This window comes from Trichococcus alkaliphilus (assembly GCF_003008695.1).
Classification (GTDB): domain Bacteria; phylum Bacillota; class Bacilli; order Lactobacillales; family Aerococcaceae; genus Trichococcus; species Trichococcus alkaliphilus.
This window is the reverse complement of the sequence record NZ_PXZT01000013.1, coordinates 54,874-66,513: the sequence shown is the minus strand read 5'-3', so window position 1 is coordinate 66,513 and position 11,640 is coordinate 54,874. Positions and strand designations below refer to the sequence as shown.

The following is an 11,640-nucleotide window of genomic DNA, read 5'->3' as shown; positions in this document are numbered from 1 at the left end:
TTCATTTCGATAAGGATTCGACTGCTAGCTTCCCCATCTTTCGCTCTCTTATTGTACTCTAAATAAGTCACATTTACAATTCAGGATTACGAACACTTGTTCTTTTTTGATCAAAAGTCAGTTTGGTTCAGGCCGCCTTAGCGGGACTATCGGATATTTTTCTACTATAATATATGATGATCTTCTGTTTCAGCCCAGCAGCCTCAGTGAGGCTTATAAACAAACGAAAAGACAGAGATCGGTTATCCCTGTCTTTCGTTTGTATTTGGAAAATTATTACCCTTCCGTCACTTGGACAGTCAACATCGCTGTCACTTCCGGATGAATTTTAACAGGCATTTTTGTGAAACCCAATGCGCGGATAGGATTTTCTAATTCAATTTTTCTTTTATCCAATTTAACATTGTGTTGCTTTTGCAGTGCTTCAGCAACCTGTTTCGTTGTAATGGAACCAAACAAACGTCCATCTTCGCCAATTTTTGCCGACAATTTGATGATTGATTCATCTTTCTCCAACAGTGCCTTCAATTCTTGCGCAACTGCCAACTCTTCAGCCTGCTTCTTCTCTTCCGCTTTCTTTTGGCCTTTCAATGCGGAAATAGTACCGGCGTTCGCTTCTTCAGCCTTGCGGTTTTTGATCAAAAAATTAGCGTAGCCATCCGCAACATCTTTGACTTCCCCTTTTTTACCTTTACCTTTAACGTCTTCTAAAAAAACAACTTTCATTTATTATTCCCCTTCCTTGATTTTTTCTGGATTTATGACTGCTTTCAGTTTCTCAACGACTTCATGGACTGTCGTATTCTCAATCTGAGTGGCTGCATTGGATAAATGTCCGCCGCCGCCTAATTTTTCCATGACTGTCTGCACATTGTATTGACCCAGACTTCTGGCGCTGATTCCGACTCTGCCGTCTTGGCGTTTTGTGACGACAAATGAAGCATCTACCGCTTCCATCGACAACATCGTGTCGGCTGTTTGAGCAGCGACGACCGTGTCGTAGATTTTTTCATCTTCTCCATGGACGATCGCCAGGTTACCATCCACAAATTCCATTGTTTGCAACAAATGACTGCGCAACAGATAAGTATCCAAGTCCTCTTTCAGTGATTTCTGGATCAGTACGGTATCGGCTCCATTAGACTGCAGATAACTGGCAGCATCAAAAGTCCTTGATCCGGTTCTCAAACTGAAGTTGCGGGTATCGACGATAATCCCCGCCAACATAGCAGTTGCTTCTATCTTATTGATGGCATCCATCTCATTGGATTGATATTCGAACAATTCAGCGATCAATTCCGATGTGGAGGACGCATAAGGTTCCATATAAACCAAAACAGAATCTTTCGGAAACTCTTGTCCGCGTCTGTGATGATCCAAAACAACGATTTTTTTGGACAGATTCAAAAGCCCAGGTGCCGGCGTCATGGATGGGCGATGAACATCAACCATCACGATAAGCGTCTGCGGCGTCACCAATGCCATTGCTTGCTCAGGCGAAATGATCCGCTTCGCAATCAAAGGATCTTTGTCTATCTCCTGCATGATCCGGTTCACGTCATTGGAAAATTGTTGCGGATCCAATACTATCCAGGCTTCCCGATTGTTCATCTGAGAAATGCGACGGATTCCCAAACAGGAACCGATGACGTCCATATCCGGATAACTATGCCCCATGATGATCACCTTATCGGCATGTACAATAAGCTCTTCCAAAGCCTGGCTGATCATTCTCGCACGGATACGGGTCCGTTTTTCCATTGGGTTAGTTTTACCGCCATAGAAACGGGCATCTTCATTTTCGGCCCGCACAACAACTTGATCGCCACCTCTTGCCAAAGCTAAATCAATATTCGACTGCGCCATTTTAGCGACTTCTTTAAAATTGGTTTGCTCAAAAGTTTTTTCATATGAGAAACCCATGCTCAATGTCAACGGAAAATTTTGTTTGTAGGTTCTTTCCCTTATTTGATTTATGATATCAAAATTGTTTTCTTCGATTTTCTTTAATGCTCGCATATTGGTCAATGCTATAAAGCGGTCATCATCCACTCGTTTCAGAAAGACATTATTCATGTTTGCCCAATTTGTGAGTTGATTCGTCAGATAGTTGTTTACATTCGATCGCTTACGATCGTTCATGGATTGAACAGCCTCATCATAATTGTCGACAATGATATTCCCAAAAACAAATTTTTCATCTTTGTACTTCTCTTCAATTTTGGCATATTCTGTTATGTCCATCAAATAAATGACGCCAATATCCTCTTGAATGATCATATCAAAATAATGATCTCCCCATTTCACACGGCGTATCACATAATCCTGTGATTCTTTAAAAAGCTGATATAATTCTTCATCCACCACTTTCAGCTTTCTGCCCAGTGTATCTTTCTTGCCAAAATACTTTATTAAATATGGGTTCATCCATTGGATTTCTTCTTGCTTATTATATAGAAGTATCCCAATAGGCATTTTAATTAAAGCCTCTTGTTCACCTTTTTTGATTCGATAAGATAAGTCAGATATGTATTGATTTGTCTCATCAATCAAATACTCCGAAGAATAACTGATGAATCCAACAATCCCAACGCATAAGAGCGTAATTCCAATTCCGATTTTCCAATCTGCAATGAAAGTCAAAACAACGATCACCAGCAATAAGAACACGATAATCAGGAAAGGAACCTTAATCTTGTCAGCCTTTATGAAGTGAGGAAGATTCTTTAACTTTTCCTTTATTTTCATGATAGCTCCTTTACTGAACCTACATTTTGCACTCGTACATTTTAACATATTCAGATAATAATAGCTATAATGCCCTTTCTGACGGGATTAGTTGACAACTCAACATCAAATTGAATGTTTCACGTGAAACATTTCCTCTGGATAATGTCCGTATTTCGGAAAGCAGATTTTCTGAACGAGAAGGATCGTTGCTATGTTTTAGGCACTGAAAAGTATAAATTTACTCAGTGATGATATATGCTCAAGGATCGATGGTTCAAACGTTACCGTCCAGTCTTCATTACGCCATCGACTAGATTGGATTATAATGCTGCATTTTTTCTGGATATTTTTTCAAAGCATAACTGCATTTTGGATGGGTAATTATCTACTAACGGATTTGAGCGCCGTGAAAATCTATCTCTCAAAATAGTTACCATTTTCGATTCGAATGTAATTATTATTATAGTTATAAGTTGGGTGCGATTCCCTCTACTATCTTCAATAGTTCCACGTGAAACATTTATTGATTACCCTCTTAAATTTCTCTTCAAATCCTGTGTACGTTTATTTCTTAACCGATGTTCCACGTGGAACTTTTTTGTTCGATCATGTTGTTTTTTCGATTTGATTCCTACTGTTGCTATTTTTTGGCATAAACTCGCTCTCTTTCAATTTATTACTTCTATTAGCTTTTTTTACGGAAAACGATTTTTCTGGTGACTTCAATTACTATTTCACTAATAATTTGAATAATCTAGCTATACGATGTTCTCCTTTTTTTTCATATGATCTGCAGAATCCATTTTCTTGCTTGAAAATGGATTTTCATCCTCTCTATCTTTTCTCAGTTTCCTTTTCCTGTAGCAACTCCTGTTCTTGTGGATAACTCAAACCATACCCAACCTTTTTAGTTATGCACATTTTTCGTAGTTCTCCTGTGTATAACTAAATCAAATACTACTTTCTAGCCTTGGTACAGTAGGATTTCTGTCATAAAATGACTTTGTTGATAACTTATTATTCTGATACTATTTATGACACCTTTGTCTCTGTCGAATGCCTGTGGACATCCTGTGTATAAGTCAGGGATATTACGCCGATTTCTTCATTTTCTTCTGAACATTTGTTTGATTAGTGTATTAATGAAATGATGCCCTTTATTTTGGATGAATTTACTATCATTTTAATGAAAATTGCTAAATATTGAAGAAGTCACCCGTATATCCAGCATTTAGTCATTCCCGCTCGTTTGCAAATGCATACCAGAAGCCAGTTGGTATTAGTAGGATTCTTCTGTGGATAAATTTCGGGAAATAGTTTTCCACATCCTATTTTTGAAGTAATATTAGTCTCGAGATCATCGTCATATCCTTTTGTGGACAATTGAAGAACAAAAATATAATCAGCCTGTGTACAACCTACGGATCCTTTCCAGTGACATCAAATGCGTCTATGAAACCATCTCATTAATATAGTATGCAAAAGAGAGTCTTTTGCTCTTCCAGCACGGTACTTAAATTTTGATGCATCGCAATCGCCCAATCATCCTAAGGAAGGTCTGGTGTGAGTAGACTTCCTCTTTCTCGTCTTTTAGAAGGTACAAATTACTCAATTCGTAGAAAAAGTATCCCTTAACTCGAGTAGTTTCGATTAGTCTCAATCTATTTTTATCTTTAGATATGATACCTGTCCTTACTGTAGATTTGCGTGTACACTTTTTACAGGCCGAAACCTGATCATCTGCATCTACTAATAAGTTCTACGGCTATGTATGTATCAAAACAGGCAACTTTTAGGCTAAGATGTTTGATAGCTCCCGATGCTAAGTCCTCAGATTCTCTACAATATATAATGGAAAGAATCTGATTTCTTCACATATCTCTGTCTGTTATATGGCGTTTACGATGATAGGGGAGGTCTGTCGCTGCTTTTTGTTGTCTTATCTCAGGTATCTGCTTCCGCTTTTAGATTTGTTGAAGCGGGCTTATGCATTTCCCTTGATGCCGATTCACTATTTTTATGGTTCATTCATTCTTACTAATTTTTACGATCCACCACCAGCAGGCCTTATATCATTGTATCGATTTGCTGATCGGGATAACCATAGGATGGGTGATGGATGGACTGGAAGATTTTATTTTTTCTGGATTGTATGCTGTGGGCATTCCCCAACAACTCAGTTCTTTCTGCTTTCAGAAATGTTTTCTTTATACCTGAAGCACACGCTTCAGGCAAGGGCATAGATCAGCAGGTGCTGTTTTTTTGGGCATCCCGCTTTCAATTGTTGGGAGCAATACTCCCTAAGAAGGATTCATTAGGACCGATCTGAAAATTATTTCGCATCAAACCAGCGCTTAAATGTTCCACGTGGAACATTTAAGCGCTGGCGATTTTTCTTTATTCAATTCGGCTATATTTTAGCTTCTGACAGCACCTGTATTCTTATTTGAAGTATTTACCTGAGTCTAATGCTAATTCGTTCTCACAGGGGTAAAATGACCCGATCAAATCATTTTAGTGCTTAGCCTTATGCCTCCGATGGAGAATAACCAGCCGGTTATGGAAAAATGTCTAGGAAGCTTTCTGCTAGCGTGAAGAGTAGGGGAGGGCATTTAAAGTGGGTATCCCATGTATTGAGCGATGTATTGGAATGATCCGCTCTCAGCCTGATAAAAAAAATAGTCTATCCTTAGCTGATTTAGTGATACCTAAAGGAGACATAGGAGGAGACACTCGGAACGATGAAGCAAACAGTTTGCTTCACCTGAGCATACTAATCGTTCAACAGAAACAGATAGGGCGTGTCCAAAAAAAGTTGTACCCGAAAGAGGGGAAAGGGGAGTTCCCGTGATAGCCGATCCGATGCAACACGTGTCCATGTTCAGTTCCTGTTTTTGGGTACAAAAAAAGGAGCGCTCCTGGAAGCGACTCCCTTAATATTATTCTGCTAATGTAAATGGCATAAGAGCCATGATACGAGAACGTTTGATAGATACAGTCAAAGTTCTTTGATGTTTAGCGCATGTACCTGTTACACGACGAGGTAAAATTTTACCTTTTTCAGATATATAACGTTTCAATAAATCAGTCTCTTTGTAATCTACATGATCAATGTGGTTAGCACAGAAATAACAAACTTTTTTACGTTTGCGTCCGCCTCTGCTGTTACGTTGAAATGCCATGTCAATTCCTCCTTTTCCTAAACTAACCATTCTGTCCTAAAGACTAGAACGGCAAATCATCATCTGAAATGTCAATTGATTCTCCGTTTGATGAAAACGGATCAGCAGTTGAGTTAAAATCAGAAAAACCGTTTTGTTTCGGAGAAGAGTATTGATTATTATACTGTCCTTGGTTTTGGTTAGATTCAAAAGATTTGCTTGATCCGAAGTTTGCACTCGGAGCTGCTTGATTTGAAGAAGCTGCGCCAGTCTCTCTCGGTCTTTGTTCGGTAGTTGTTTTCGATTCCAACAATGTGAAATTATCTGCAACGACTTCAGTCACGTATACGCGCTGTCCTTGTTGATTATCATAATTCCTTGTTTGGATTCGGCCAGTGATACCGACTAAAGAGCCTTTGCGAGTGAAATTCGCGAAATTCTCTGCAGATTTTCTCCAAATGACACAATTGATGAAGTCAGCTTCTCTTTCTCCTGCTTGGTTAGTAAACTGTCTGTTTACTGCAAGAGCGAAGGTTCCGACTGCTGTGCCGCTGGATGTATAGCGTAAATCAACATCTTTTGTAAGTCTGCCGACTAAGACAACATTATTAATCATTCATCTTACTCCTTTCAAAATGTTTCACGTGGAACACTTTACTTAGTTTCTACTTTAACAACGATGTGGCGAATGATATCGCTATTGATCTTTGCTAGACGGTCGAATTCGTCGATTGCTTTAGCATCTGAAGCAGAAATTTTCACGATATGGTAGATACCTTCACGAAAATCTTTGATTTCATAAGCTAAACGGCGTTTCGCCCAGTCTTTTGATTCAATAACTTCAGCGCCATTATCAGTTAAAATAGAATCGAAACGTGCGATCAATTCTGCTTTAGCTTCTTCTTCGATGTTAGGACGGATAATGTAGTTGATTTCGTAATTGCTCATTTGACTGTCACCTCCTTGTGGACTTTGGCCCTTACTTATGTAAGAGCAAGGAGAGTACCTTTTCAGGATTACTCACATCTAAAGATTGTACCATATTCCATTTTTTATGGCAAGCCTTTTTTTCAACCGCCTTGAAAGAGGGCGAAAAAAAACAGAGGAAACTGTCCTGGGACGGTTTCCTCTGTTTTTGCGCTATTAGCTTTGGTATCGAAGTTTTATTCTTCCGAATCTTCTTCATCCAACAGTTCATCTGCGAAATCGCTCAATTTATCGGCTATTTCGGATGTTTCTGCTGTATCTGGCGTATTTGCCTGTTCGGTAGCATCAGCTGCTTCTAAGGTGCTGTTTTCGCCTTCTGAGCCCACTTCTTCATTCAGAGGTGCGACAGCTTCTTCATCCTCCTCGCGCTCAACTTTTGCCATTGTCGATACAATAGCTTCGCCATCAAGCTTGATTAAGCGTACGCCCAGAGTGGCACGGCCTGTTTGGGAAATGGCATCTGCATGGAAACGGATCATGACGCCTTTGTCTGTGATGATCATGATGTCTTCATCGCCGGAGACAGTCGTCAAGCCTACCAATTTACCGTTTTTCTCAGTGATGTTGGCTGTTTTGACCCCTTTGCCGCCGCGTCCTTTGATGGCATACTCATCGGCTGCCGTACGTTTGCCGTAACCATTTTCAGTAATGATCAGAACTTCCGACTCGTGTTTGAGCACATCCATGCCGACAACGTAGTCATCTCCTCTTAATTTCACGCCTCGGACACCGGTAGCGGTCCTACCCATATCACGGACGTCCTTTTCATCAAAGCTTACGGAGTAGCCGAAGTGCGTTCCGATGATGATGTTCTGGTTGCCGTCAGTCAAGGATACTTTGATCAGCTCATCCTCATCCTTCAGGTTGATTGCGCGCAGACCGCTTTGACGGATATTTTGGAATTCCGTAGCGGATGTCCGTTTGACGGTACCCATCCGCGTCGTGAAGAACAAGTAATCCCCGTCTTGCGGGCCGCCTTTGACGTTGATGATGGCTTGGATTTTTTCGTTGGCATCCAAGTTCAGCAAGTTGATGATCGGCAAACCTTTTGCCTGGCGGCCGTATTCAGGCACTTCATAGCCTTTTGTTTTGTATACTTTCCCTTGGTTCGAGAAGTACAACAACACATCATGCGTCGATGCCGAAATCAGTGTTTCGATGAAATCATCATCATGGATGCCCATGCCTTGGACACCGCGTCCGCCGCGTTTTTGGGCTCTGAATTCGCTGTTCGGCAAACGTTTGATGTAGCCGTTATGAGTTAAAGTCAGGACGATGTCTTCCTCTTCGATCAAGTCTTCATCCTCAAGCGACAATACTTCTCCGACCAAAAGTTCCGTGCGGCGTTTGTCGCCGAATTTTTCTTGGATTTCAAGTAATTCCGTATAGATGATGTCGAAGACACGCTGCTCATTCGCTAAAATATCAGTCAAATCAGCAATCAAAGCCATCAACGCATCATATTCCGCTTCAACTTTTTCTCTTTCCAAACCGGTCAGACGCACCAGACGCATATCCAAAATGGCTTGCGCTTGTTTGTCGGAAAGGCCGTATTTGTCGATGAAGATTTGTTTGGCTGCATCGCCATTGGTTGAACCGCGCAGAATCGCTACGATTTCATCGATGTGATCCAATGCGATCCGCAAGCCGGCCAAGATATGCGCACGTGCTTCCGCTTTTCGTTTGTCGAATGCAGCTCTTCTGCGGATGACTTCTTCTTGGTGTTCCAGGTAATGGACCAGAATCTGCTTGAGGCCCAACACTTTAGGAATGCCTTTTACGATCGCCAACATATTGAAGCCGAATGAGGATTGGAGCGGCGTCAATTTGTACAGATTATTCAGAATGACGCCGGCACTGACATCTTTGCGGACATCGATGACGACACGCATGCCGTCGCGGTCGGACTCATCCGCCAAGTCGGTTATGCCTTCGATCCGTTTGTCGCGGGCCAATTCAGCAATCCGTTCGACCAATTTCGCTTTGTTGACCATGTAAGGCAATTCGGAAATGATGATGCGTTCTTTGCCGTTTTTCAGGATTTCGACTTCTACACGTCCGCGGACAATGATGGAGCCTTTGCCCGTTTCATAGGCTTTTCTGATGCCTGATTTGCCCATGACGATACCGCCTGTAGGGAAATCGGGGCCGGGAACGGCCTCCATCAAATCGGCAGTCGTCGCCTCCGGATCATTCATCAGAATATGCAGGGCGGAAATGACTTCCGTCAGGTTATGCGGCGGGATATTTGTCGCCATCCCAACGGCGATACCGGAAGCACCATTCACCAAGAGGTTAGGGAAGCGGGCCGGCAATACATCAGGCTCAGTTTCGGAACCGTCATAGTTGTCGTGGTAATCGACTGTATCTTTGTTGAGGTCGCGCAGCATTTCCAAGGCGATTTTTGACATCCGCGCTTCGGTGTAACGCATTGCTGCGGCGCTGTCTCCATCGATGGAGCCGAAGTTTCCGTGTCCATCGACCAACGGATAACGGTAACTGAAATCCTGGGACATACGCACCATGGATTCATAGATGGCACTGTCACCGTGGGGATGGTACTTACCCATTACGTCCCCGACGATACGTGCGGATTTTTTGTGTGCTTTATCAGGCGTAACGCCTAATTCGCTCATACCGTACAGAATACGGCGATGGACCGGCTTGAGTCCGTCACGGACGTCAGGCAAAGCCCTGGCTACGATAACGCTCATGGCATATTCCAGGAATGAAGTTTCCATTTCATGACTTAATTCCCTTTGTTCCATGGCTTGATCATTTATTTTTTCAATTTCATCAGACATTTAATTTCCAACCCCCTTTTAGATATCCAAGTTCTTCACGTAAACCGCATTTTCTTCGATGAAGTTCCTTCTTGGTTCTACATGATCCCCCATAAGCATATTCAATGTTTCGTCAGCTTTGACGGCATCATCGACGGTCACCTGCAGGAAGTGACGGTTTTCAGGGTTCATGGTCGTATCCCATAATTGTTCTGCATCCATTTCTCCAAGCCCTTTATAGCGTTGGATGCTTGGTTTTGGAGAGTCAGGGATGGATGCCAAGTACTCTTCCAGCTCCTGATCGGTATCGAGATACTTCTCTTTTTTGCCTTGTTTCACTTGATACAAAGGTGGTTGTGCGATATACACATATCCTGCTTCAACCAAAGGACGCATGTAGCGATAGAAAAGAGTCAACAGCAACGTACGGATGTGTGCACCATCGACATCGGCATCGGTCATGATGACCAATTTATGATAGCGCGCTTTGGCAACATCGAAGTCTCCGCCGAAGCCGGTACCCATCGCCGTAAACAGCGAACGGATCTCTTCGTTGGCAAGGATTTTGTCGATGGATGCTTTTTCTACGTTCAGAATCTTACCGCGGATCGGCAGGATTGCTTGAAAGAAACGCGAGCGGCCTTGTTTTGCCGAACCTCCGGCTGAATCCCCTTCGACGATGAACAATTCTGATTCTGCTGGATTTTTGCTGGAGCAATCGGCCAGTTTACCGGGCAGATTGCTGATTTCCAATCCGCTCTTCTTGCGGGTCACTTCACGGGCTCTTTTGGCTGCTAAACGCGCACGTGCAGCCAACATGCCTTTTTCGACAATCTGACGGGCGACTTGCGGGTTTTCCATCAGGAATTTATCAAAGTACGCTGAAAAAAGTCGGTCGGTGATGGTACGCGCTTCGGAATTGCCCAATTTTGTCTTTGTTTGTCCTTCGAACTGCGGATCAGGATGTTTGATGGAGAGAACGAGTGTCAATCCCTCACGTACATCTTCACCAGTCAGATTTTCTTCATTTTCCTTGATGATTTTATTGCGTTTCGCATAGTCATTGATGACACGGGTCAAAGCGGTCTTTGCACCGGATTCATGGGTTCCGCCTTCATAGGTATGGATATTATTGGCGAAACTCAGAAAGTTTGTATGATAGCCATCCGTATATTGCATCGCTACTTCAACTTGGATATCATCCTGTTCGCCTTCGATGTAAATCGGCTCTTCGAAAAGGACTTTTTTATTGCGGTTCAGAAACTCGACGTAACTCTTGATTCCGCCTTCGTAATAATAGTCTTGTTCCACAGGTTCTTCTGGACGTCTGTCCGTGATGGAAATGTTCAATCCTTTGTTCAAGAAAGCCAATTCCCTGACACGTACGGCCAGTTTTTCAAACTCAAAGACAGTCGTTTCCTTGAAAATTTCCGGATCGGGCAGGAAACGGACCTCCGTACCATGCTTATCGGTATCTCCCGTGATGGTCAAATCGGATGTGATGTCCCCGCGTACGAACGTTTGGGTATAAATTTTATTGTCTTTATAGACATTTACGGTCAATTCAGAAGACAAGGCATTCACGACAGACGCGCCAACACCATGGAGACCGCCTGAAACTTTGTAGCCCCCACCGCCGAATTTTCCGCCTGCATGAAGAACGGTGAAGACCGTTTCTACAGCGGGGCGGCCAGTCGTCGCTTGGATATCGACTGGAATACCACGGCCATTATCGGTTACGGTTATGCTATTGTCTTTTTCGATTATTATTTCAATTTTCGTCGCAAAGCCGGCTAGCGCTTCATCGATGGAATTATCCACGATTTCCCAGACCAAATGGTGCAGACCTGCGCCACTGGTGGAGCCGATGTACATCCCAGGACGTTTGCGGACTGCTTCCAGTCCTTCCAGGACCTGGATCTGACTGGCATCATATTCTTTTGCTCGTTCAGCTTTGTTCATTTCGTTTTCTGCCATTC

At 42.7% G+C, this 11,640-nt stretch carries 8 protein-coding genes; 1 reads left to right on the top strand and 7 read right to left on the bottom strand.

Annotated features, from left to right (window positions below; translation table 11 throughout):
• Positions 1–276 precede the first annotated feature (276 nt).
• Positions 277–726, bottom strand: a complete 450-nt coding sequence (rplI, locus tag C7R73_RS10745) for a 50S ribosomal protein L9 (RefSeq protein WP_106450505.1) — start codon at positions 724–726, stop codon at positions 277–279.
• A gap of 3 nt (positions 727–729) precedes the next feature.
• On the bottom strand, positions 730–2,748 hold the full coding sequence (locus C7R73_RS10740) for a DHH family phosphoesterase (protein ID WP_106450504.1): 2,019 nt from the start codon (positions 2,746–2,748) through the stop codon (positions 730–732).
• A gap of 2,101 nt (positions 2,749–4,849) precedes the next feature.
• On the opposite strand from C7R73_RS10740, the gene C7R73_RS10735 reads away from it, so the two are divergent.
• Positions 4,850–5,059, top strand: a complete 210-nt coding sequence (locus tag C7R73_RS10735) for a hypothetical protein (RefSeq protein WP_106450503.1) — start codon at positions 4,850–4,852, stop codon at positions 5,057–5,059.
• Between the two features lie 610 nt (positions 5,060–5,669).
• Here C7R73_RS10735 and rpsR read toward each other — a convergent pair.
• From rpsR to gyrB, 5 genes are all read right to left on the bottom strand, one after another.
• Positions 5,670–5,912 carry a 30S ribosomal protein S18 gene (gene rpsR / locus C7R73_RS10725; RefSeq protein ID WP_068562133.1) on the bottom strand — a complete coding sequence of 81 codons (243 nt, stop codon included), beginning with the start codon at positions 5,910–5,912 and terminating at the stop codon, positions 5,670–5,672.
• A gap of 43 nt (positions 5,913–5,955) precedes the next feature.
• Positions 5,956–6,507 carry a single-stranded DNA-binding protein gene (gene ssb, locus C7R73_RS10720; protein ID WP_086628720.1) on the bottom strand — a complete coding sequence of 184 codons (552 nt, stop codon included), beginning with the start codon at positions 6,505–6,507 and terminating at the stop codon, positions 5,956–5,958.
• 38 nt (positions 6,508–6,545) lie between these two features.
• A complete protein-coding gene (gene rpsF / locus C7R73_RS10715; protein ID WP_086628719.1) occupies positions 6,546–6,839 on the bottom strand; it encodes a 30S ribosomal protein S6 in 294 nt (97 codons plus the stop codon).
• A gap of 215 nt (positions 6,840–7,054) precedes the next feature.
• A complete protein-coding gene (gyrA, locus tag C7R73_RS10705) occupies positions 7,055–9,646 on the bottom strand; it encodes a DNA gyrase subunit A (RefSeq protein WP_239992627.1) in 2,592 nt (863 codons plus the stop codon).
• Positions 9,647–9,700: 54 nt separating this feature from the next.
• Positions 9,701–11,638, bottom strand: coding sequence for a DNA topoisomerase (ATP-hydrolyzing) subunit B (gene gyrB / locus C7R73_RS10700; protein ID WP_106450499.1), 1,938 nt, complete (start codon positions 11,636–11,638; stop codon positions 9,701–9,703).
• Positions 11,639–11,640: the final 2 nt, after the last annotated feature.

What these genes read in the sequence shown, in the direction of transcription:
- rplI (WP_106450505.1), bottom strand. Translation starts at nt 726, where the DNA reads ATGAAAGTTGTTTTTTTAGAAGACGTTAAAGGTAAAGGTAAAAAAGGG.
- C7R73_RS10740 (WP_106450504.1), bottom strand. Translation starts at nt 2,748, where the DNA reads ATGAAAATAAAGGAAAAGTTAAAGAATCTTCCTCACTTCATAAAGGCT.
- C7R73_RS10735 (WP_106450503.1), top strand. Translation starts at nt 4,850, where the DNA reads ATGGACTGGAAGATTTTATTTTTTCTGGATTGTATGCTGTGGGCATTC.
- rpsR (WP_068562133.1), bottom strand. Translation starts at nt 5,912, where the DNA reads ATGGCATTTCAACGTAACAGCAGAGGCGGACGCAAACGTAAAAAAGTT.
- ssb (WP_086628720.1), bottom strand. Translation starts at nt 6,507, where the DNA reads ATGATTAATAATGTTGTCTTAGTCGGCAGACTTACAAAAGATGTTGAT.
- rpsF (WP_086628719.1), bottom strand. Translation starts at nt 6,839, where the DNA reads ATGAGCAATTACGAAATCAACTACATTATCCGTCCTAACATCGAAGAA.
- gyrA (WP_239992627.1), bottom strand. Translation starts at nt 9,646, where the DNA reads ATGGAACAAAGGGAATTAAGTCATGAAATGGAAACTTCATTCCTGGAA.
- gyrB (WP_106450499.1), bottom strand. Translation starts at nt 11,638, where the DNA reads ATGGCAGAAAACGAAATGAACAAAGCTGAACGAGCAAAAGAATATGAT.